The organism is Paenibacillus sp. GXUN7292, assembly GCF_050864975.1.
Taxonomy (GTDB): Bacteria; Bacillota; Bacilli; order Paenibacillales; family Paenibacillaceae; genus Pristimantibacillus.
Genome location: NZ_JBOZWO010000036.1, coordinates 41,098 through 64,604 on the forward strand (window position 1 = coordinate 41,098; position 23,507 = coordinate 64,604).

19 protein-coding genes are annotated in these 23,507 nt (G+C 47.0%); 18 read left to right on the forward strand and 1 reads right to left on the reverse strand.

Going from position 1 to position 23,507, the window contains the following annotated elements; genetic code table 11:
- The first annotated feature begins 103 nt into the window (after positions 1–103).
- The 8 genes from ACRRU2_RS22615 to ACRRU2_RS22650 all read left to right on the forward strand — a co-directional run bounded on the left by ACRRU2_RS22615 (position 104) and on the right by ACRRU2_RS22650 (position 12,205).
- On the forward strand, positions 104–1,708 hold the full coding sequence (locus ACRRU2_RS22615; protein ID WP_331698974.1) for an extracellular solute-binding protein: 1,605 nt from the start codon (positions 104–106) through the stop codon (positions 1,706–1,708).
- Between the two features lie 337 nt (positions 1,709–2,045).
- Positions 2,046–3,068: a response regulator gene (locus tag ACRRU2_RS22620; RefSeq protein ID WP_432505201.1), complete on the forward strand. Its 1,023-nt coding sequence runs from the start codon at positions 2,046–2,048 to the stop codon at positions 3,066–3,068.
- Positions 3,065–4,930 carry a cache domain-containing sensor histidine kinase gene (locus ACRRU2_RS22625; RefSeq protein WP_432505203.1) on the forward strand — a complete coding sequence of 622 codons (1,866 nt, stop codon included), beginning with the start codon at positions 3,065–3,067 and terminating at the stop codon, positions 4,928–4,930. The genes ACRRU2_RS22620 and ACRRU2_RS22625 overlap by 4 nt, the downstream gene beginning before the upstream one ends.
- On the forward strand, positions 4,927–5,883 hold the full coding sequence (locus ACRRU2_RS22630; protein ID WP_331698977.1) for an aldo/keto reductase family protein: 957 nt from the start codon (positions 4,927–4,929) through the stop codon (positions 5,881–5,883). Before ACRRU2_RS22625 ends, ACRRU2_RS22630 begins: the two co-directional genes overlap by 4 nt.
- Positions 5,880–8,264 carry a glycoside hydrolase family 95 protein gene (locus ACRRU2_RS22635; protein ID WP_432505205.1) on the forward strand — a complete coding sequence of 795 codons (2,385 nt, stop codon included), beginning with the start codon at positions 5,880–5,882 and terminating at the stop codon, positions 8,262–8,264. The genes ACRRU2_RS22630 and ACRRU2_RS22635 overlap by 4 nt, the downstream gene beginning before the upstream one ends.
- A gap of 15 nt (positions 8,265–8,279) precedes the next feature.
- Entirely contained in the window at positions 8,280–10,502 is a 2,223-nt protein-coding gene (locus ACRRU2_RS22640; protein WP_432505207.1) for an alpha-galactosidase, read from the forward strand.
- Positions 10,499–11,446, forward strand: a complete 948-nt coding sequence (locus ACRRU2_RS22645) for a Gfo/Idh/MocA family protein (RefSeq protein ID WP_432505209.1) — start codon at positions 10,499–10,501, stop codon at positions 11,444–11,446. The genes ACRRU2_RS22640 and ACRRU2_RS22645 overlap by 4 nt, the downstream gene beginning before the upstream one ends.
- An 81-nt stretch (positions 11,447–11,527) precedes the next feature.
- Entirely contained in the window at positions 11,528–12,205 is a 678-nt protein-coding gene (locus ACRRU2_RS22650) for a ThuA domain-containing protein (protein ID WP_432505211.1), read from the forward strand.
- A gap of 458 nt (positions 12,206–12,663) precedes the next feature.
- Here the strand turns inward: ACRRU2_RS22650 and ACRRU2_RS22655 are convergent, their stop codons facing one another.
- Entirely contained in the window at positions 12,664–13,092 is a 429-nt protein-coding gene (locus ACRRU2_RS22655) for an SRPBCC family protein (protein WP_432505213.1), read from the reverse strand.
- 360 nt (positions 13,093–13,452) lie between these two features.
- Between ACRRU2_RS22655 and ACRRU2_RS22660 the strand changes: the two genes are divergently transcribed.
- The 10 genes from ACRRU2_RS22660 to ACRRU2_RS22705 all read left to right on the forward strand — a co-directional run bounded on the left by ACRRU2_RS22660 (position 13,453) and on the right by ACRRU2_RS22705 (position 22,217).
- On the forward strand, positions 13,453–14,337 hold the full coding sequence (locus tag ACRRU2_RS22660) for a LysR substrate-binding domain-containing protein (RefSeq protein WP_432505215.1): 885 nt from the start codon (positions 13,453–13,455) through the stop codon (positions 14,335–14,337).
- A 111-nt stretch (positions 14,338–14,448) separates the two neighbouring features.
- Positions 14,449–14,955 carry a GNAT family N-acetyltransferase gene (locus ACRRU2_RS22665; RefSeq protein ID WP_432505217.1) on the forward strand — a complete coding sequence of 169 codons (507 nt, stop codon included), beginning with the start codon at positions 14,449–14,451 and terminating at the stop codon, positions 14,953–14,955.
- Positions 14,956–14,974: 19 nt separating this feature from the next.
- Positions 14,975–15,838, forward strand: coding sequence for a transporter substrate-binding domain-containing protein (locus ACRRU2_RS22670; RefSeq protein ID WP_432505219.1), 864 nt, complete (start codon positions 14,975–14,977; stop codon positions 15,836–15,838).
- 34 nt (positions 15,839–15,872) lie between these two features.
- Positions 15,873–16,658: an amino acid ABC transporter permease gene (locus tag ACRRU2_RS22675; protein WP_432505221.1), complete on the forward strand. Its 786-nt coding sequence runs from the start codon at positions 15,873–15,875 to the stop codon at positions 16,656–16,658.
- The gene (locus ACRRU2_RS22680; RefSeq protein WP_331698988.1) at positions 16,655–17,365 is read left to right on the forward strand and encodes an amino acid ABC transporter permease; all 711 of its coding nucleotides are present in this window, start codon (positions 16,655–16,657) and stop codon (positions 17,363–17,365) included. The genes ACRRU2_RS22675 and ACRRU2_RS22680 overlap by 4 nt, the downstream gene beginning before the upstream one ends.
- Positions 17,362–18,114, forward strand: coding sequence for an amino acid ABC transporter ATP-binding protein (locus ACRRU2_RS22685; RefSeq protein ID WP_432505223.1), 753 nt, complete (start codon positions 17,362–17,364; stop codon positions 18,112–18,114). Before ACRRU2_RS22680 ends, ACRRU2_RS22685 begins: the two co-directional genes overlap by 4 nt.
- 23 nt (positions 18,115–18,137) lie before the next feature.
- Complete coding sequence (locus ACRRU2_RS22690) at positions 18,138–19,154, forward strand: LLM class flavin-dependent oxidoreductase (protein ID WP_432505225.1); 1,017 nt, start codon at positions 18,138–18,140, stop codon at positions 19,152–19,154.
- Between the two features lie 21 nt (positions 19,155–19,175).
- On the forward strand, positions 19,176–20,348 hold the full coding sequence (locus tag ACRRU2_RS22695) for an amidohydrolase (protein ID WP_432505227.1): 1,173 nt from the start codon (positions 19,176–19,178) through the stop codon (positions 20,346–20,348).
- A gap of 52 nt (positions 20,349–20,400) precedes the next feature.
- Positions 20,401–20,859, forward strand: a complete 459-nt coding sequence (locus ACRRU2_RS22700) for a DinB family protein (RefSeq protein WP_432505229.1) — start codon at positions 20,401–20,403, stop codon at positions 20,857–20,859.
- 29 nt (positions 20,860–20,888) lie between these two features.
- Positions 20,889–22,217, forward strand: coding sequence for an LLM class flavin-dependent oxidoreductase (locus ACRRU2_RS22705; protein WP_432505231.1), 1,329 nt, complete (start codon positions 20,889–20,891; stop codon positions 22,215–22,217).
- The last annotated feature ends 1,290 nt before the right edge of the window (positions 22,218–23,507 follow it).

Sequence of the window (23,507 nt, forward strand, 5' to 3'; positions counted from 1 at the left end):
GATAGATAATAATTTTACCAATACCGCTAAAAATAGGATTAATTTAATCTAGTAACAAGAGCAGCGCTCTTACACTATTTGCACAATAAGAAAGGGAGATCGTATGAAAAAGATAACGAGTATTGCGCTTACAGCGGTGCTGTCTGCGACATTGCTGGCAGGCTGCGGCGGCAAAGCCGATCCTAAGCCGGCGGCAAGCAACAATCCGTCTGAGTCAAGCAACCCTAGTCCGGAGGCTACTGATCAGAAGAAAGAGCCTACCAAATTTTCAATCTCTTTCTCAACAGGCGGAAATAAGTATTTCGAATCTTCAGCGGATATTAACAAGGACAAGTGGGTGCTGGAGCTTGAAAAGCTGACGAACACAGACCTTGATATTATTCCGATTCCGCACAAGGAATTTGATCAGAAGATGAGCCTGATTTTTGCCGGCAACACCGTTCCTGATGTAGTGGGCAATTTACGTGGAGGCCCTACTACACCGTCCATGTCCGGCTCGGTTGAAGCAGGCGTGTTCATGCCGCTGGATGACTTGCTCAAAGAGCATGCGCCTAACCTGATGGCACAAGTGACAGAGGATGCCTGGGAGTACGTGAAGCATGATGGCAAAATTTATGGTATTCCTTCCTGGCTGGAAAATCCGGCTAGACGTGCTACTTTCCTAAGAATGGATTTGCTGGAGAAGACGGGACTGCCGCTTCCAAAAACGGTTGATGAGTATATGGACGTACTGCGCGCATTCAAGAAGCTTGGCGTAGAGAATCCGTACCAGTACCGTGAGAATTTCAAATATGCGGACACGTTCTTCGGCGCTTATGATGTTATGCCTTACCAGCTGGAAGTTGTCGGAGATGAAGTATTGCCGAAATTCTTCGATGTCGAGAACATGACGAAAGCTTTGGAAGCGTATAAAACGATGTACGACGAAGGCCTCATTCCAGCTGACTTTGCATCGGTAACGCAAGCGGACTACAATCGCAATCTATCAGCGGGCAAGGCAGGCATGTGGACTTCCAATGCAGATGGTTTGCTCAACTGGAGATCAAAAGCAAGAGAAGCGGATCCAAATGCTAAAATCGATATTGTGCCTTCACCATCAGGCTATGAAGGCGCAGGCGGACATTTGCTGGCATCGCCAATCTCCACAACATATTTTATCAACAGCAAAGTACCTAAAGAAAAAGCAATTGAAATTATTAAGTTTTTTGACTGGATGCTGACAGAAGAAGCGGATATGTTCTTTACTTTCGGGATCGAAGGTGAGAATTATACGAAGGAAGGCGACAAAATCAACTACAAGCTTCCTGAGACAGAAGGCGGCGTGGATGAGCAAGGCTTCCGCCAATCACAGCTATGGTTCGTGCATGAGCTGACCTATAATAAGAAGTTCGTTGAGCTTAACCCGGATGGCCCGGACCTCATTGCTGGCTTTGACAATATCCTTTCCAAAGAAGGGGTAGGCACAATCGTCTTTAATCCAAACCTTGAGAGCTATAACAAATATCCAGATCTGGCAGCTGGCGGCGACACTGCTTCGAAGTTTATCGTAGATAACATTATTAAAATTATTTACGGCAAGGCTCCTGTATCCGACTGGCCAAAGGTAATCGAGGAATGGAAGAAAAAAGGCGGAAATGAAATTATTAAGGAAGCGACAGAGCGCTACCGCAACAATGACGGCGTCGTTTATCAGGGCAGAAAGCAATAAATTATTGTATAATGAAATAACTTGAATGTAAACGTTCTCACTAAGTGAAAATACGCGACTATTCCGATATCGGCTCCTCTGCCGGCATCGGAATAGAACCGTTTTTTTTTAAATATAGGAAAGTATAAGTTTTCACTTTATACATGTTCCTATATTTCACCGAGAAACGGCACCTCCTTAGCCAAGGACGCGCAGCGTTTCTTCTTGATTATAAGAATTTATAAGTTTTTTCTATAAACTTGTTCTTATAATTCATCGGTAAACGCGCCTTTTCAAAGGATCGGCGGAAGCCGTTTATCCTTGTTTCGTACGAGTTTGAGAATAGGGGGAGAAAGTTATGCGGCTTTTAATTGTAGACGATGAACCAGTCATTAGAAAAGGGCTTGTCAAAATGGTCGATCAAAAGAGATACTCAATTACTGAAATCCGCACGGCGAGCAACGGGGAGCAAGCCATCGAAATGCTGAGGGAAGCTGAGGCGGATATTGTGCTTACTGATATTCGCATGCCCAAAATGAGCGGTTTGGAGCTTTGCGAGCATATCCACCAACACTATAAGCATATTCAAATGGTCGTGATATCCGGTTATGACGATTTTGCTTACGCCCAAAAATGTGTTACTTACGGTGTGAAGCATTATTTGCTAAAGCCGCTTACTTCGGCTGACTTGAATAAAATTATCGGCGACCTGATTGATCAGCGCGGGAATGAAGTTATTTCATTATCGCCTTATTTGGCATGGATCGAACGGGCAGAGCAAAGCATCTGGCTGCTTCACGAGCAGGAGCTGGATTCCCTTAATTCCTACTGGATTCATATGATCGAAACGTCTTCATTAAATGCTGCGCAGCTTAATACCTTAATACAGGATTGTCTTGGATTGCTGAAGGGCAGGCTGCAGGAAAAAGGCTTTGAAGCACAGACAATTCCTTTAACTAACAGCACCCCTCGCACGAAAGCGGAAATTATACAATATATATCGCAATATTTGCAGTTTCTATATGACGAGCTGACGAAGCAGCGAACAGGCTATTACAAAAACCCTCTGGAAGAAATAAAAATGTATATCGATGAGCATTTGGCGGAGGATATTTCACTTGTCGAGGTGGCTGAGATGGCAGGCTTTACGCCGACCTATTTCAGCGCCATGTTCAAAAAAATGAGCAATGAAACGTTTGTGAAGTACCGCATTAAAACAAGGATGATCAAAGCGAAAGAATTGCTGGCGATTCCGCATATCCGCATCGTAGACATAGCAGCGACAGTCGGCTACGAGGATTATCCGCATTTTGCAAAAATGTTTAAAAAGACGACAGGCTATACTCCTTCCGAGTATCGGCAAATGATAGGCATCAAATGATGAGAGGCTCACTGGTCAGCCAGCTCTTTTTTTACTTTCTTGTTGTTATTTCCCTGTCGCTTATATCGCTTGGCTTCTTTACGTACTCCAAATCCTCCAAGGAGCTGGAGACATTGAATGATCAGCATCTGGAGCAGATCGTCAACAATGCGCTTAATCATACCGATTTGTACGTAATGGCTTATGAGCGTTCGATGCTGTCGCTGCTTACGGATAGAAACATGAAAAAATTTATCGATCTGCCGTCTTCACCGGATCCCTATGATTACTATCATTACAGTAATGAATTGAAGGACGTGGGGTTTAGCCCGATCTTTATCCGCGATCTCGAGGTCAATTCGATTTATGCGATCAGCTTTAGCGGGAATGGGGTTTACGGGTTTAATAACGGTATGAATGTCGAAACCTTTTCTGCTAAAACGGTGCAAAGTCATTTGCGGGAGCTGCTGGATATTACGAAAAAGGATGGCAGCGTCAGCTTTGTCACAAGCAGTATATTTCCAAGCAGCAACAATCATGTCGTCAGGCTGGCCAGGCAAATCAAGGGCTTGGCCTCGCCAGAGTACCGGGGCGTGCTGGCCATTGAAATTAACGCCGATGAGCTGTCTACGCTATGGCATGGCATCGATCTGGGAGAGAACGGTTATTTCTTTATTACAGACGAGCGCGGCCGAATTGTATATCACCCGCAAAGCAGCAAAATGGGGCAGCAGATCGATAGCTCATTAAGCGTGCAATTGTCTGATCGGGCTGTACTTTCCTTTACGGACATAGATGAGGAAGGCGAGGAGAGGGTGTATGTCAAGCGCACATCCAATCATACGCAGTGGAGCCTTGTCGCTTCGGTTCCAGTCGGCGATTTGAAGAAGCCGATTTCCAATATTCGCATGACAACGATACAGATTGCGGTTTTGACCCTAATATTTGCACTATGGATATCCTATCAATTCGGACGCTCTATTACGCGCCCTATTAAAGTATTGAAACGCGGTATGACGTACACGGAGAAAGGAAACTGGTTCACGATTCCGCTGCCGAAGCGCCGCAACGAAATAAGCGAGCTTATGGAGCGCTATAATGTCATGGTGCGCAGGCTGTCGGAATTGGTGGAGCAGGTGTATGAGAGCGAGCTGCGCCAGAAGGAGGCCCAGTACGTCAGGCAGAAAACAGAATTTCAATCGCTGCAAATGCAAATTAATCCGCATTTTTTATATAACACGCTGGAGACGATAACGTGTTATGCGGCGATTCAGGATTCAGATGAAATTCAAGAAATTGTGAAGTCAATGGCTTATATGCTGCGTTACTCGGTACAGACGAATATTGAGGAAATAACGGTAGCCAATGAGCTGAACCATGTGCTTAACTATATGGTTATTTTGAAGCACCGCACGGAGCGGGAGTTTGAGCTGGATGTAGCTATCCCGCCGCAATATTTGCTGAGAAAGATGGTGCGTCTGACGCTTCAGCCGCTGATCGAAAATGTATTCCAGCATGCCTTCCCGGATAGCATAGAGGAGCATCATTGGGTCCGAATCGATGCCGGCGAGCAGGACGGCATGTTCTGGCTTAGCGTCGAGGACAATGGTGCAGGCATATCCGAGGAGAAGCTGCGGCTATTGGAGCAGCGTTTGCAGCATAAGGAGAATAGCGATGAGATGAGCGAGTCTTTGGAATGGACCGGGGGCATCGGCCTTGCCAACGTTCATCGCAGAATTCAAATGGTTTTTGGCGAGCAATGTGGCCTAAAAATAGAGAGCAAGCATGGAGAAGGTACGAAAATGACGATGATGATGCCAATCGCATCGATGCCGATCAAGCCGAAGCGATTGCAGCATCGATCTGAGGAGGAGAAGCTGTGAAGTACAGAAGACTTGGCCATTCCGGATTGAAAATTAGCGAGATCGGGCTGGGCAGCTGGCTAACCTACGGCGGCTCAGTTGCGGAGTTGCAGGCAGAAGCGGTCATTGACCGGGCTGTAGAGCATGGCATTAATTTTTTTGATACGGCCAATCAATATTTGGATGGCGCTGCGGAGCGGGTTGTCGGCAAGGCGCTGTCCAAATATAGCCGCGATTCGTACGTGCTGGCGACTAAGGTGTTTTTTCCAATGGGTGAAGGGCCCAATTCACGCGGCTTATCACGCAAGCATATTATCGAGCAATGCGACGCCAGCTTGAAAAGACTTGGCATGGATTATATTGATCTGTATCAATGTCATCGGTTCGATCCGGAAACCCCGGTGGAAGAAACGCTGCGCGCACTGGATGACTTAATTACGCAGGGCAAAATATTATATGCAGGCGTTAGCTTATGGAGCGCTTTGCAGCTATCTGATGCAGTTTCGATTGCAAAAGAATTCAATCTCGATCGCATTATATCCAATCAGCCGCAATACAGTATGTTTGTAAGAGATATTGAAAAGGACGTTATTCCGCTCAGCGAGCGGGAAGGCATTGGCCAGGTCGTATTCTCGCCGCTGGCACAGGGCGTGCTTACGGGCAAATATAAGCCAGGAGCAGCCTTGCCGGAAGGCTCGCGCGCCACCGACCCCCAGTCGAATAAGTTTATGCCGCGTTTTCTCAATGAAACTAATTTGAACATCGTCCAGAAGCTGGTTCCTATTGCAGAGCGCAATGGATTGACAATGGGGCAGCTGGCATTGGCATGGATTTTACGCCAAAGCAACGTAGCAAGCTGCATTATTGGTGCATCCCGGCTGGAGCAAATCGATGAGAATGTAAAAGCGGCAGGTGTTGAGTTAAGTCTGGATGACCAGTATGAAATCGAACAGATTTTGCAGGGGAAAATATGATGGCTAACCGTTTATGGTATCGCCAGCCCGCAGCGCGCTGGACGGAAGCTTTGCCGCTCGGCAATGGTCGATTAGGCGCAATGGTGTTCGGCAAGGTTGAAGAGGAGCTTATCCAGCTCAATGAAGACTCTGTATGGTATGGCGGCAAGCTGGATCGCAGCAATCCGGATGCTGCAGCGGCGATGCCGCGCGTGAAGGAGCTAGTTATGGAGGGCAAGATTGCAGAAGCACAGCATCTTGCCAGGAAGGCCTTTACTCCCATACCCAAATATGCGGGGCCTTATCAGCCGCTTGGCAATTTCAATATGTGGTTTACCGGTCAGAACGGTAAAGTGTCGGACTATGAGCGAAGTCTTGATTTGGAAAAAGCTGCAGCTTCGGTATCCTATCAGATTGATGACAAAGTGTATCGCAGAGAGCTGTTTATTTCTGCTGTTGATCAGGTGCTCGTTATCCGATTAACTAGTGATCAGCCAGGCGCTGTCTCCTTTTACAGCCAATTAAGCCGCAGGCCATTTGATCCTGGCTCGCAGCCGATCGGACAGGATGGCATTCTTATGAGCGGGCAATGCGGTCCTGAAGGCGTCATCTATGCGGCGGCCTTTCGGGTTGCTGCCGAGGGCGGTCAAACAGAGCTGACCGGTGATTTTGTATCGGTTGAGGGCGCCCATACCGTCACGATTTATATAGCGGCAGCAACATCGTTCCGCCATGCGGACCCGGTAACACGAGCGAAGAAGCAATTGAGCGATGCGATTCAAAAGGGCTATGAGCAAGTGAAGCGGGATCATCTGGCCGATTACGCCCGCTTGTTCAGCCGTGTATCGCTGCAGCTCGGGGAAAAGCAGGAGTATATCGAAAGCTTGCCGACGGATGAGCGGCTGCGGCGGATTCAGGCAGGGGAAGCGGATGCTTCTCTCGCTGCATTATATTTTCAATACGGCAGATATTTGCTAATATCCAGCTCGCGGCAAGGCACGCTGCCTGCCAATTTGCAAGGCATCTGGAACGATAATTACCAACCGCCCTGGGAATGCAATTATACGATAAATATTAATTTGCAAATGAATTACTGGATTGCAGAAGCAGGCAATTTGGCGGAATGCCATGAGCCGCTCATAGATTTCGTAGAGCGCCTATGCGAGAACGGGCGCAGGACAGCGTCGGAGCTTTACGGCTGCAGAGGCTTCGTAGTCCATCATAATACAAATATTTGGGCGGACACGAACATTAACGGCATGATCGTGCGCGCCAATACGTGGCCGATGGGCGGCGTATGGCTGGCGCTTCACTTGTGGGAGCATTACCGTTACGGGCTTGATCGCTCATACTTGAACGATAGAGCGTACCCTGTTTTGAAGGAAGCTGCGCAATTCGTGCTTGATTATGTAACGATGGATGCTGCAGGGCAATATGTAAGCGGCCCTTCCGTGTCGCCTGAAAATAAATATATGCTGTCTAACGGTGAAGTTGGTTATTTATGCATGGGGCCCGCTATGGATACGCAGCTTATTCAGTCCCTGTTCGTTGCGGTGCTAGAAGCTGCGCGAGAACTGGAAGATGAGGGCTTGCTGAAAGCAACAGTAGAACACCAAACGTTTATTGCGAGCATCCATGAGGTGGCTAGCAAGCTTCCAAGGCCACAGATTGGCTCTAGTGGCCAGCTGCTCGAATGGCAGCAGGAATATGAGGAGCCGGAGCCGGGGCATCGCCATATTTCACATTTGTTCGCCCTGCATCCAGGTGAATTAATAACTAAGCATCATACGCCTGAGCTGGCTAATGCCGCGCAAGCAACTTTGGAGCAGCGGCTTGCTGCAGGAAGCGGCCATACGGGCTGGAGCAGGGCATGGATCGTGAATTATTGGGCTCGTTTACATGAAGGTGAGGAGGCTCATCGGCATTTGCGTGCCTTATTAAGCCTGTCCACAAACCCTAATTTGTTTGCCGAGCATCCTCCTTTTCAGATCGATGCGAACTTTGGCGGTGCGGCGGCTATTGCTGAAATGCTTCTGCAATCCCATAAGGAGGAGCTGCAGCTGCTGCCGGCGTTGCCTGCCGAATGGAGCTGCGGCATTGTAACTGGATTAAGGGCAAGAGGCGGCTTAACTGTGGATATAAAATGGTCTAACAATAAGCTAATGAAAGCCTCTATTACTGGAACAGAAGATCGTGAAATTTGTATGCGTTCGGCTGAAAGATTGTATATTTCGCTCGATAGCGCACTGACAAATATACCGGCAGGAGATAGGGCAGAGCAGACTATGATTTCGGGCGGTCAAGCTTTGAAAGGAATAGAGAGTGCAGACGGCGCGAGCTGGCTTTATAAATGGAGTTTAGCTGCAAATTTATGCTATACGGTTCAGATAGCTAATGAATGAAGTGGGTGATCACAGATGGCAATAATAGTGGATGAGCAGCGGATGCTCTTTCATTTGCAGGGCAGCAAAAGCAGTTATATTTTTCGAGTAGTAGAAGAGGGCATTCTAGAGCATGTATATTGGGGCGCAAAACTTCATGATATGAATGCTGAGCATTTGGTGCAGTACCGGACGCGTTCCTCGTTCAGCCCGCCTTTTGCCGGCAATCGCAAACGATCCTTTGATACGCTAATGCAGGAGTTTCCCGGCTATGGCTACGGTGATTCACGCCAGCCAGTATATGCTGCGCGGCTTGCAAATGGAACCGGGATTACGAGGCTGACGTACCGTTCCTATCGTATTTTGCAAGGAAAACCGTCGCTTGATGGACTTCCTGCTACTTATTCGGAGGCCGATCATGAGGCGGATACGCTGGAAATGGAGCTGTTTGATGAGCATTCAGGCTTAGCAGTATGGCTGAGCTACAGCTTATTTCATGAGCATAATGCGATTGCCAGGTCTGTCAGATATGAAAATCGCAGTAAATCGAACATGACGTTGGAGCAGGCGCTTAGCGTAAGCGTTGATTTCGCCCATTCCGGATTTGATATGCTGCAGCTGTCGGGAGCCTGGTCGCGCGAGAGAAATTTAGACCGCCGCAGCTTGGCGCCGGGTATTCAGGGGATTGACAGCAGGCGCGGCTCGAGCAGCCATCCATTCAATCCGTTTATAGCCTTGCTATCCAAAGGAGCGGATGAGGATGCTGGGGAGGTGTATGGTTTCAGCCTGGTATATAGCGGAAGCTTTAGCGCACAGGTTGAGGTTGATCAGTACCGGACAACAAGAGTTGTCATGGGCATTCAGCCTTTTCAGTTCAATTGGCTGCTGGAGCCGGGCCAAAGCTTTCAAGCGCCGGAGGTTGTGCTCGTCTATTCTAGCCAAGGCATCGGCGGGATGTCGCGCGCCTATCACCGCTTGTACCGTACAAGGCTGTGCAGAGGGGAATATCGTGACCAGCTGCGACCGATCGTTGCGAACAACTGGGAAGCTACCTTTTTTAATTTTAATGAAGAGAAAATTACGAGTATTGCAGAGGCAGCGGGCGAGCTTGGCATTGAGCTGTTCGTGCTTGATGACGGCTGGTTTGGAGCGCGTGACAATAGCTCGAGCTCGCTTGGCGATTGGACGGTGCATCAAGGCAAGCTGCCGGGCGGGCTTGCCAGCTTGGCAGACCGTATTAAGCAGCAGGGGATGCAGTTTGGGCTATGGTTTGAGCCGGAGATGGTCTCTCCCGACAGCGAGCTGTACCGCAAGCACCCTGATTGGTGCTTGCATGTGCCGAACTATGAGCGTACTGAGGCGCGGCAGCAGCTTGTGCTCGATTTCTCACGCAAGGATGTGCGGGAAGCAATCGTGGCAATGGTATCAGACATATTGACCAATGTACCAATCAGCTATGTGAAATGGGATATGAACCGCAACATGACGGAAATCGGTTCGGCGCTGCTGCCTCCTGACAGGCAGGCAGAAACGGCGCATCGCTATATGCTTGGCTTGTACGAGGTTATGGAGCAGCTGACGACTGCTTATCCTCATATTTTGTTTGAAAGCTGCTCTGGAGGCGGAGGGCGCTTTGATCCGGGAATGCTCTACTATATGCCGCAAACGTGGACAAGCGACAATACCGATGCTATTGAACGTCTAAAAATTCAGTACGGGACAAGCATCGTTTATCCGGTCAGCAGTATCGGCGCTCATATATCAGATGTTCCCAACCATCAGGTAGGAAGGCTGACTTCGCTGGAAGTGCGCGGTCATGCGGCCATGTCAGGCAATTTCGGCTATGAATTGGATTTAACAAAGCTTGACGACCAGGAAAAAGCGCAAATGAAGACGCAGGTGGTGCTGTACAAAGAGATACGGCCGCTCGTGCAGCAAGGTGATTTCTACAGGCTGAGCAGTCCTTTTGAAAGCAATGAAACCGCATGGATATTTGTAAATGAGTTGCAAACGGAAGCTGTGTGCATGTGGTTTCGCGTTTTGAAAACAGCTAATGACCCGATTGTCCGCATACAAATGAAGGGTCTTGACCCTAATCAGAAATACAGCGTTACAGAAGCTGGCTTCGCAGATCCGGAAAGGGTGCCGGTGGAGTTTGTATGTGGCGGCGACGAGCTGATGCACTACGGGCTTACGATTCCTGGAGACAAGGGTGATTTTAAAAGCGGGATGTGGCGGTTTAAGGCGGTGCCTGAATGAAGGAAATGAAGGCTATTCTTGTAGGGCTGGGTGAGGCTGGCTTCGGATGGTATCGCATCGTGCAGCGCTTTGGCAAATTATCGCTGGCAGTCGTTGATACGAATATTGCGATGAAGGATAAACTGGCTGCTTATAGCGTTGAAGCGGCGCCGCCCTTCTATACTTCTCTAGAGAAGGCTATTCAAAAAGAAAAGCCGCAATTCATCATTAATGTAACCCCTCCGCATATTCATGCTGCAGTGAATAAGGCAGCTTTTCAGCACTGTTTGCCTGTATTAAGCGAGAAGCCTATTTCCTACAATTATTATGAAAGTGTGCAAATAACAGCAATTGCTGAGCAGTGCAGCGTACCATTTATGATAGCGGAGAACTATCGCAACCAGGCGCGGATGCGGAAGCTTAAAAATTGGCTGGACGAAGGTACGATAGGAAAACTGAAAGCCGTTCATATTGAATTTGGCAGAAACGGGCTGGAAGGAAGAACGTATGATGTCCGTCTACTCCATGACATCGTTGTGCATCATATGGATTTGCTGCGTTTTTTGACGGGGCAGGAAGGCTTGAAGGTTTTTGCAGAAAAACCGCTGGATAACGAACATATTCATATTATAGTAGAATTGAGCGGGGATATATCAGCTGTCTATACGGCGAGGGTTCATGCAAAAGCAAAGGAAACGCCATGGCACGGCTATTGGACCTTGGAAGGAGATGGCGGAACGGTCAGTCTCGGCGCTGATGGCCTGATTCTGAAGGCAAGCGGAAAAGAAACCGTAAAAGTCAATGATTTCACTGATATACAGCATCCTAATTGTTTGGAGCAATTCGTTAACTTCTTGCAGGGCGGTCCTGTACCCGAAACGATGGCCTATGAATATTTGAAAACAGAGGCATTAGTATATGGAGCTGAGAGATCAGCAGAGCAGGGCAAATGGGTGGCTATCTAGCAGATTATATAAGCGACTACCAGGCAGATCATATAGGCGACTATCTAGAAGATCATATAATAGTAGAAAGGAAGCAGGCTTGTGGCTTTAAGAGTAACGATTTGGAATGAAAACAGGCATGAGCAGACGGCACCCGAAGTTCGCAGCATTTATCCGAATGGCATCCATGGAGCAATTGCAGAGGGACTGCTGAGCAATGGTGAATATACGATTACTACAGCTACCTTTGATCAGCCTGAGCACGGGTTGACGAAGGAAGTATTGGATCAGACCGATGTGCTTATTTGGTGGGGACATATACTGAACAGCAAAGTAAGTGATGAGGTAGTCGAGCGCGCATATAGACGCGTACTGGACGGCATGGGCTTTATTGCGCTGCATTCAGCTGCAGGCTGCAAGCTGTTCAAGAAGCTGATGGGCACGACCTGCCGCTTTAAGTGGCGGGAAGCCGATGATAAGGAAAGATTGTGGATCGTCAACCCGGGACATCCTATTGCAGCAGGCTTGGGCGAATATTTCGAGCTGGAGCAGGAGGAAATGTACGGTGAGCACTTTGATATTCCTGCTCCGGACGAGCTTGTGTTTGTCAGCTGGTTCACAGGCGGCGAGGTGATGCGCAGCGGCTGCGCTTACTACAGAGGCTGGGGCCGGGTCTTTTATTTCCGGCCTGGGCATGAAACTCACCCAACCTATTGGAACGCTGACATTAGGAAGGCAATTGCGAATGCTGTGGATTGGGCAGGAAAAAGGAAGCAGTAGATAGCTAGATTAGATAAAGTGTGAGATAAGGCAGCAGCAAGCGGCGATACGATTGCATTTTGGACAGCAATTATCCCGGTTTGCTGGCTGCCTTTTTTTGAGTGCTGTTTGTGAAGAGGTAATACTGTTGAGGAGAATGTCAATCATTGTGGCAACCATTTGTAAGCAAAAGGGATAATGCAAGATTGGGACTGAAAAGGGGCAGCATCCCTAGCTAGCTGGTCACTCGTTCCGTTATTATGACCAAAATCGCAGTTTCGAGGCAGTAAAGTGACACACGTTCCGCTATTGATCTATAAATCGCAGAAAAAGCCTCATTTGGACCCGAATAGCGGAATATGTGACCGCGAAAATGAAAAAATGACGGTTATTAGGCAAATAGCGGAACGTGTGACCGCGAAACAAGGATAAACGACTCCGTTGTCTTTGGAAAGGCGCGTGTTAGACTATGCTAATTATTAAAACTTACGTTTTTGATAGGGGATACCATCGCCATCTTCACAATAGGACTTGAGACTATAAAGGAAAATAGCCCAGTTGTAGTTACAGGAGCGATAAAATGGCGTTACTTCTTTCCAGTTCGTATGGCGCAAAGTAATAAAAGACTTCCCGTTCTTCTCTTGAATATCAAAGGAAATAATCGTACCAATCCATTCTGGATCTGAATCTATACACTGCCAAACGATTTTTTGATTAGTAATCAATTCCTCTATTCTCATCTTAGTTGTGTCATTGCTGCCAAATCGAAATTCATTAATAAAGCCAATCTGATTATTAACAATGAGTTCATTGGTCCATATTTCCGACAGTCCTTCAGCGGTGGTTAAAGCTTCATACACCTTCGACGCCGGAACATGAACGGTTTGCAAGTGCTCGATATTTGCCATGTCTTACTCCTTTCTAACTGCAATCTTTATGTTTGATGCTTAATAAAACATAAGATGAATATAATAGTTTCTTTTGGGTTGCTAGGTTGCAGTAACATATTTTTCTTATTCGATGAGGTATTCTTATATTCCTTGTTGTCTATAACGAAACCAAGCCAAATTAAGGTTGAAGATATTTAAAATTCACCCATTCACTGCACAAACGTCCAAAAGTTAGGATGAAATGCGTTGACAATAAATGTGCATATGAATAATATAAATACACAATTACCGCAAAGTATAAAAGCTTTGCGCTTACAATTCATTGTAATCCTATAGAAATTATTAGTTTAAAAATAATGGATGAATGGGGGAATAAAAGTGAACATCGAAAATATTGAGGCCTTTGTCTACATTAATCACTATGGCAGCTTCAACAAAGCGGCGGAGGTGCTGTTTATTTCTCAGCCTACTGTATCAGCGAGAATCCAGTCGCTGGAGCGTGAGCTGGACAGTGTGCTGTTTGACCGGCTCGGGAAGCAGGTCAGCTTGACGGATAAAGGAAGACAGTTTCTTCCCTACGCTCAGCAAATATTGCAAACCTTTCAAAAAGGAAAGCATCAGCTGCAATCCAAGGCCAGAATTTTGCATGAGCTGAAAATTGGCAGCACGGTTTCTGTATCTAATTACTTATTGCCTCAATTGCTGACTCATCTTAAGCAAAAATATCCCCATATGCTATTTAAAGTGACAACCGAGCCTACCGACGTTTTGATTGAAAAATTGAAAGCTAAGGAAATTGATGTGGCTTTTATTCGTAAAGTGATGAATCCCGCTTTCCAATCTTACTTATTTTATGAAGACCCGATTTCGCTGTATGTTTACGAAGGTCACCCCTTAGCTAAGGCTGGCCATGCATCTATTCTTGATATTCAGTTTGAGCCTCTCGTATTTTTTGAATGCGGCTCCTTGGACTGGATGAGGCTGCAGCGCGTGTTCAAAAGCTTGGAGCAGCCGCCTCAAATCGTGTATCAGGTGGATAATTTGGAGACAGCCAAGAAACTTGTTGTCCAGAAGGCAGGCATTTCCTTCCTGCCTGCGCTTAGCGTGCAGGATGAAGTTAATGCAGGCCGATTAATTCCAATTTCGATTTCGGAGACTGCGGGCATTTCATTAAGAACGAGTCTTATTGCGCTTAATGGCGAAAATGCGGAATATATTACTGCTCTGCTCGAGCATGAGTCCAGCGGCAGCGAGATTGATTAATACTATGGTGGAATAGAAAAACTCTATTAGCGCACAGACGAATGTGGTGATAAAGTTAATTACAATAAAACCAACTAAATCTATAGGTATTATGCAAATTGGAGGTGGATGATGAGCGAAGTATTTAGAGTGGCAGATCCGAAGGACGCGCAGAAACTGCAGGATATTATTTTTCGCGCCTATCAGTTAATCAGAGAGCTTGGTCTTCACTGGCCGGCAGCAACTGCTGATGTGGCTGTTGTTGAGGACAACATTGTGAGCAACGATTGTTATGTATTGGAATACGCAGGCGATATTGTAGCAACTGTCACGCTATCCAGGCAGGATGAAGTGAAGCAGCTGACAGAGCATCCATTTCTGAAATGGTTTGCCTTGGACCCGGATTACAAGGGCCGGGGATTAGGCAGCAAGCTGTTAAGCTGGGTGGAGGAGCATGTCATTCGCGGCAAGCTTGGCGCTTCGGCGGTTACGCTTGCTACAGCTGAGAAGCATCCATTCCTTGTCCAAATGTATGAGCGGAGAGGCTATGAGCGTATTTTGGAGATCATGCCCCATCCGGATGATGGCATTTTATATTTAATGAAGAAACAGCTCATATGCGAAGCAAGCACAATATAAAAGATAAGGGGATAGCAGGATGAAGAGGACAATTGTACTGGTATTTACTTTGATAATAGCGGCTGCGATTGCTGGATGCGGCGCAAGCGGCAATAAAGGCAATGAAAAAAGCCCGTCTCAAACGGCATCCAGCAAATCGGATAATGGATCAGGCCAAGTTGAAAAGCCAAGCAAAATCATTATAGGAACTGGCACAGGTTTTCCGAAAGTATGCTTTCTCGACGAAAACGGCAAGCTGACTGGATTTGATGTCGAGCTTCTAAAAATTATCGATGAGCGATTGCCGCAGTATGAGTTTGAATTCCAGACGATGGAGTTCGGCAACCTGCTGCTTAGCTTGGAAACGAAAAAAATTGACATGCTGGCCCACGTCATGGAAAAAAATCCTGAGCGTGAACAAAAGTATTTATTTAATAAAGAGGCTTATGCTCATTGGAGAAACCGGATTGTTGTCGCTAAGGACAATGATTCGATTCAATCGCTGGATGACCTGAAGGGCAAGAAGGTGCTTGTAGGCGCAACAAGCGCGCAAGCTCAAATATTGGAGAACTATAACAAAGAAAATGATAACGCCATAAACGTCGTTTTTTCGAACGGTGCAGCTAATGATACGGTAAGCCAGGTTACAACTGGGCGCGTGGAAGCAACTTTGCTTGCAGACTTCGTGCTTCCGGTTATTGATCCGGAAAGCAAGCTGAAAACAACTGGGAAGGAGCTTTCTTCCGCAGATATATTGTATGTTTTCCGAAAGGATGATGAAGCGTCCCAGAAGCTGGCTGACGCTGTCGATGGCGTAATTAAAGAACTGAAGGCAGACGGCACGCTTGGCAAGCTAAGCACGGAATGGCTTGGGGCGGATGTGACTGCGGACACAGCTGAATAAATGATTTTCGTAAAAATGAGGGGAGGGTTGATTAATGGGGAAGCCGTTTGAATGGAGCTTTGTGTTCTATTCTTTTTCAAAGCTGCTGTCTACGCTAAGCACAACGCTGGTAATAGTTGGCGGCTCGCTTGCTGTTGCTGTTATCGTCGGTTTTCTCATTGCTCTTCCCCGATTGTATAAGGTGCCGGTATTAAAGACAGCTGCAGAGGTTTATATATCTTTTTTTCGCGGAACGCCTATTCTTATTCAACTGTTTTTATTTTATTACGGATTGCCCGAGGTGTTGAAGCTGCTCCATCTGGATGTGACAAGAGCGCCCGTACTGCTGTTTGTTGTTTTGACCTATGGGCTTCATACAGGAGCCTTTATGTCTGAGATGATTCGCGCTTCTGTGCTTGCGGTTGATAAGGGGCAGGTTGAAGCGGCATATGCGATGGGAATGACAGGGCCGCAGGCTTTTACGCGGGTGGTGCTGCCGCAGGCGCTGGCTATAGCTGTACCGGTATTTTCCAATTTATTACTTGCTTTGCAAAAGAATACCTCGCTTGCCTTTACGCTAGGGGTTATGGAAATGACAGGCAAGGCGCAGACGCTTGGCACTTTGACACAGCATTTTATTGAAGCTTATCTGGCGCTTGCCCTTATTTATCTCGCTATCAGCTTTATTCTCGAGCGGCTGCTGCTTGCGGCAGAACGGCGGTTGCTGCGTCATGAACGAATAGATTATGCATCGCGCAGCTGGCTAGATAAATTTAAAAGCCGATCGTTTCGCCGAATTATAGCAGATTTGCAATCAAGCAAAGGAGGAGCAAGCCTATGAAGCTGGATCCTTCATTTATTTGGACGGCATTTGTTGAACTGCTTGGCGCTGTGCCAACGACGCTATTAATTACTATTGTTTCTATAACCGCAGGTTTTATGATCGGGACGGTAATTGCTTTTGTGCGAATTTACAAAGTTCCTTTTTTAAACACGCTGGCAGCAAGCTATGTAACCTTCATTCGCGGAACGCCGATGCTGACGCATTTGCTGCTTATCTATTTTACACTGCCAGTGCTCATCGACGGGCTTGCTGAATATTTCGGCTGGAGCTTCCGCTCAGTATCTGTACCTATGATCGGCTTTGCTTATATATCATTCTCGATTACGGCCGGGGCTTATATGTCTGAGGTAGTCCGTTCTGGATTGCTGGCAGTAGATAAGGGGCAGCTGGAAGCGGCACATTCTATTGGGATGACGACTTGGCAGGCACTGCGCCGCATTGTTTTTCCACAAGCGATCGCCGCGAGCTTGCCGAACCTGTCCAATTCCGTCATAGGCATGCTGCACGGGTCCACGCTCGCTTTTACCGTATCGGTCATAGATATTAATGCCAAGGCGCAAATCGTGGCATCGACCAACTGGAAGTTTTTCGAATCCTATTTGGCGGCTGCTGCGATCTTCTGGGGGCTTACCTTATTAATTGAGCGTATGACGGCATGGCTTGAAAAAAGGATCAATCTTTACAATCGGGGTGGGGTAGCATGATTAAGCTTTCGAATATTGCCAAATCATTTGGACGCCATCAAGTACTAAGGGATATTAATTTGAATGTTGCCAAAGGGGAAGTCGTTGTTATTCTTGGGCCGAGCGGCTCGGGCAAGACGACGCTGCTGCGCTGCGTTAATTATTTGGAGAAGCCAGGGAGCGGGGAAATCGCAATAGGTGATTTCAAATTGAATTGCAGGATGGCCAAACGCAAGGAAATTCATCAGCTAAGGCAAAAGTCGGCGATGGTATTCCAGCAATATAATTTATTCCGTCATAAAACTGCGCTAGAAAATGTAATGGAGGGTCTGGTTACTGTGAAAAAGCTCTCCAAGGAAGAAGCAAGAAAGCAAAGTGCAGCTGTGCTGGAGAAGGTAGGTCTTGGGAGCAAGCTGGATGCTTATCCGAGCCAGCTGTCAGGCGGCCAGCAGCAGCGTGTCGGCATTGCCAGAGCATTGGCGCTGGAGCCGGAGGTCATTTTATTCGATGAACCGACCTCGGCGCTTGACCCTGAGCTGGTAGGCGAGGTGCTGGCCGTTATTCGCAAAATTGCCAAGGAAGGCATTACGATGATCGTCGTGACGCATGAGATGGGCTTTGCCCGCGATGTGGCCAACCACGTCGTTTTTATGGATGGCGGAGTAATTGTTGAGGAAGGTACGCCGCAGCAAGTATTTAACCATCCACAGGAGGAGCGTACGAAGCAATTTCTAAAACGTATTACGCCAGAATTAAATTATTCCATATAGGATACAGGAGGAGAGACAATCCCATGGCTATAACGATAAGTGTATTAGATCAGAGCCCGATCTATCCGGGCGAAACGGCGGAGGAAGCTTTCCGCCATACGGTTGGTCTGGCACAGCTAAGTGAACAGCTGGGTTTTCACCGTTTTTGGGTTTCGGAGCATCATGACTCGGAGCAAGTGGCAGGATCGTCACCGGAGGTTTTAATCTCCTACTTGCTTGCTAAAACGGAGCGGATCCGGGTCGGATCGGGGGGCGTGATGCTGCAGCATTACAGTCCGTATAAGGTAGCCGAAAATTTCAATGTGCTCTCCTCTCTCGCTCCAGGCCGGATCGATCTTGGCATTGGCCGCGCTCCGGGCGGGCTGCCGCGCAGCACTCAGGCACTGCAGCTGGGGGCTGTCGATCAGGCTGAATTGACAGAGAAAATTATCGAGCTTGAGAAATATGTGCATAACAGGCTGGAGGAAGGCCATCCGCTTGCCGGGTTGAAGGCGGGACCTGTTCCGGCGGTGGCTCCTGAATTATTTTTGCTTGGCGCAAGCGTAAGCAGTGCTGAAATTGCAGCCGAGCTGGGATTGCCGTATGTGTTTTCTCTATTTATAAATGGCAATCAAGCAATTGTTGAGGAAGCTATTCGTACTTACCGCGAAAAATTCAATTCAGCTTCAGGTAATCAGCCTCTGGCTATAGTTGCTCTTGCTTTGCTGGCCGCGGACAGTGAGGAGGAGGCTGCTGAGCTGGCGAGTGCTTTGAAGCTGTATCGCATTGTGCTTAATAGCGGCAAAAAGCTCACTGTTGCTACTCGCGAGCAGGCCGAGGAATTTGGTATTCAAAGCAGCGAGGAATATACCATTGAAGAGCTGGAAGCTTCCGTTGTGAAAGGGACCAAGGAGTCGATACGCACACAATTGCTTGATCTTCAGAAGGCATTCGATGTAGAGGAATTTATTGTGACCACGAATGTAACTCCTTATGAGAAACGACTTCATTCTTTTCAGCTGCTTAGCGAGGCATTGAAAGAAGCAGCCGTAAGTCAGTAAAGAAAGAAGGCGGGAACCATTATGAATCAAGCAGCCGTTCTAAAGTCAGAGGCGTTCAGTGAACAGTTAACTAGGATAAGACGTCATTTGCATCAGCATCCTGAGCTTTCTAATGAAGAAACAGAAACGACAGCCTATATAGCTTCATTGCTTAAGAGTAAAGGTATACGAGTCGTGGATTATGGCTTAAAGACTGGAGTAATCGCAGAGATTGGCGGTCAGCTTGATGGGCCGATCGTCGCACTTCGCGCAGATATCGATGCACTCGCGATACAGGAGGAAACTGGATTGCCCTATGCGTCAGTTTATCCAGGCAAAATGCATGCCTGCGGCCACGACTACCATACTGCTTCCTTAATTGGCGCCGCTTATATGCTAAAACAGCAGGAAAAGCAGCTGAATGGAACAGTCAGACTAATATTTCAGCCTGCGGAAGAGAAAGCATCAGGGGCAAGGCAGGTTGTTCGAAGTGGTGCCTTGCACGAAGTTGAAGCCATTTTTGGGCTGCATAACAAGCCTGATCTTCCCGTAGGAACGATTGGCATTGCCGGCGGTCCGCTTATGGCAGCTGCTGATGGGTTTACCGTCAGTATAACAGGAGCGGGCTCGCATGCTGCCGTACCAGAGTCCGGCGTCGATCCGATCGTAGCGGCTTCGCATATCGTTACAGCGCTGCAATCCATCGTCAGCCGCAACGTTAGTGCTTTGCAAAGTGCTGTCATTAGTGTTACCAAAATTCATAGCGGAACATCATGGAATATAATTCCCGAAACGGCGCTGCTCGATGGCACTATCCGTACATTTGATGAGAAGGTCCGCGAAGATGTACTTGCCCGTTTTGTGCAGGTAACAGAAGGAGTGGCAGCTGCCCTGGGAGCAAAAGCCGAGATTCGCTGGACGGAGGGGCCGCCTCCTGTAGTCAATGATTGGTCGCTGGTCAAGTTAGCAGATGAGGCAGCTGCTGCAATTGGCCTGGAAATTGTAAGGCCGGTACCGTCGCCTGCCGGCGAGGATTTTGCCGTTTACCAGAAAGAAGTGCCGGGCTTATTTGTATTCTTTGGCACATCCGGCAGCAAGGAATGGCATCATCCCGCTTTTGATGTGGATGAGCGCGCGTTGCCGTTTAGCGCAGCTTATCTTTCCCAGATCGCAGTGGGCTATTTGAACTCGCGTCATAATGCAGGAAACGCTTAAGGCGTGTGTTTTTACGGCAGGCAGTTATGAATTTTAGATTTGGAGGAGTCATATGAGTCATTTGCGGATCGACAGCTATTTGAACACCTATAGTCAATTAACAGCAGCTATCCAAAACTTATCTGAAGAGCAGTTGAAATGGAAGCCTGCACCAGCAAGCTGGAGTATCTTAGAGGTGCTTACTCATCTTGTGGATCATAGCATCGTTATTTCCTTCAGAGCAAGGGATGTGCTTGCTGCTACTGAAAATCGTCTGCCCATCTTTGGTCAAGATGAGTGGGTGAGCGGGCAATACGCCAATGAGGGGAAAGCAGAAGATGTACTGTCGGTGTATAATAGCCTGCTTCAATACAATAGCTTGCTTTTTGCTCGATTAGGCGAGGAGGATTGGAACAAGAGCGCTGCTAATTTCAAGGGAGATCAAGTAAGTGTAGCTTCTATTATTGATGGCTTCGCCGCTCATGTTCAAAATCATTTGGGACAGATCAGCCGTATTAAAAGTCAGCTTTAAAAAAAAGAAAAATTCAAGGAGGAGAGAGCATGGCGAAAGCAAGGCAATTAAAGCTGGGCGCGCTGCTTCATGGAGTAGGCGGCAATATGGCCATGTGGCGTCACCCTGATGTGAAGACAGATGCCAGTGTAAACTTTGAATTGTATAAGTCTTGGGTGCAGAAAGCAGAGGAAGGCAAGCTTGATCTTATATTTATAGCGGATGGGTTATATATAAATGAAAAATCGATTCCACACTTTCTTAATCGTTTCGAGCCGCTGACGATACTTAGCGCATTGGCTGCAGTCAGCCGCAACATTGGCTTAGTAGGGACTCTTTCGACATCATATAGCGAGCCTTTTACCGTTGCGCGACAGTTCGGATCGCTTGATGTGATCAGCGGAGGCCGTGCCGGCTGGAACGTCGTTACATCTCCCCTTGAAGGCTCAGCGCTTAATTACGGCAAAAAGGAGCATCCGGATCACGATAAGCGCTATCGGATCGCAACTGAGTATTTGAAGGTAACCCGCGGTCTATGGGATTCCTGGGAGGACGATGCATTTGTTCGTGACAAGGAGGCCGGAGTATTCTTTGATTCTCAAAAGATGCACGCACTTAACCACGAAGGGGAGTTCTTTTCTGTAAAAGGACCGCTTAATATTGCCCGTTCCAAGCAGGGGCAGCCTGTCATCTTCCAAGCAGGAGCTTCTGAGGTAGGCAAAAACTATGCTGCAAAGGAAGCGGATGCTGTATTTACCGGGCATGAAACGATAGGGGAAGCGAGGCAATTTTATAATGAGGTAAAGACAAGAGCCGCTTCATTCGGCCGCAATCCAGACGAGGTGCTTATATTCCCGGGCATCGGCCCTATTATTGGGGACACGCTTGAAGAGGCGGAGCGCAAGTACCAAGAGATAGCCAGCCTTGTTACGATAGAAAATGCGCTTCATTACTTGGGCAGATACTTTGAGCATCATGACTTTTCGCAATATCCGCTGGATGAGCCGTTCCCGGAGCTTGGCGATTTAGGAAAGAACAGCTTCCAGAGCGGTACGGATAAAATAAAGCAGGAGGCCAAGGAAAAGGGGCTATCCTTGCGTCAAGTGGCGCTTCGCAGCGCAACTCCAAGAGGAAGCTTTGTAGGTACTCCCGAACAAATCGCAGACCAAATCCAGCTTTGGTTTGAGCAAAGGGCAGCCGATGGCTTTATGCTGACTGAAGCATACCCAGGCGGTCTTGAGCAGTTTGTGGATCAGGTAGTACCGCTATTGCAGCAGCGCGGATTGTTTCGAACGGAATATGAGAGCGATACGCTGCGTGGCAATTTAGGACTGCCATTCCCGGAAAATCGTTATACACGGGTGCAGGCCGGAAGCTAAAACGTAGCACTTAGATGAGACTCTAAAGTTCTTCTATTATATATAAGTAAAGACGGTGGTTTTTTCTAACGGTTGCCAGTGCTGCTAATTCGCTTATTTTAGCCGATTCGAAACTATAACGGTTGCCATGAGCGTTATTGTGCCATTTTTCGAAGAAATCAGTGATTTAAACGGTATTAAGCGCGATGGCAACCGTTAGAAAATTTATCGCTTCATTTTCGTATGATTAACGTCTGTGGCAACCGTTAGGAGTAAACCTTCAGTCTGATGAAAAAGTAATATGAAGAATGGGCAAGCGCTCGTGATAGCTAAGTACATTTTATGCATCTAGATTCTGCTTTTTTATTGAATAAACGATTCTACATGTATTTCATGCATCTAGTATTATAGAATTACCCTATATTATGCGAAACGCACCAAACTAAATGCAGTTTTTCCCCTTAGAATCACAAAAAAGCTGAATTTCTTAAAACTAAGTACAGGAAATCAGGCTGTTGAAAAAGTAGTTTGGAAACTCTAACGAATCCTAGTATCGTTATTACACCGAAAAAGCTTGTTTTGAAAATGTAACGAATCGTAGCGTGCTTATTGGGTATAAAACGCTGCCCAAAGGACCATTTGTTCACAGATAGCGTCTCTGTGATGCATTAGAATTTCAAAAGAGGCATTTTATGCGAAATAGCGTATTCAGGATTCGTTAAAAAGTGAAAGCATCTCGATTTCCGCTCTAGGTGGTCCTTAATGCAGACTATTAAGCCGTTGTAGAGCTTTTCAACAGTCTGAGGAAATGTAGTTAGCTTTAGCATATATTTGCTCGTTCCGATTCCACAAAACAAAGTTTGCCATTGCTGCAAAGTACTTGTCTTTCTTTCGTATCATCGCAACAGCCACTTCATTATCATCGCCTGCAGGTTATTGACTGACTATGGGACAGCTTCTCTGCCTAATCACACCTCCCTATTCTATTAAACTACAATATTCGATATGATTAGAACAAAGTTTACATATTTCTAATATAAAGTATTGACTCGCTATAAAGTCTATGTTACATTAGAGTTCGCCGATTCGAGCAGGTACATAAATAAAGCTTTCAAAAAAAGAATTTAAAAGTTTTTTTAAAAAAGTACTTGCAATAAGATAGGCGGATGTGATATATTATAAAAGTCGCCGCTGAGAGATAAGGCGAACGACAAACGAAGAATTTTGTTCTTTGAAAACTGAACAACGAGTGAAATGCCCTATTCATCCACGGATGAATAGATAGCAATACAACATCATTTGGAAAACCCT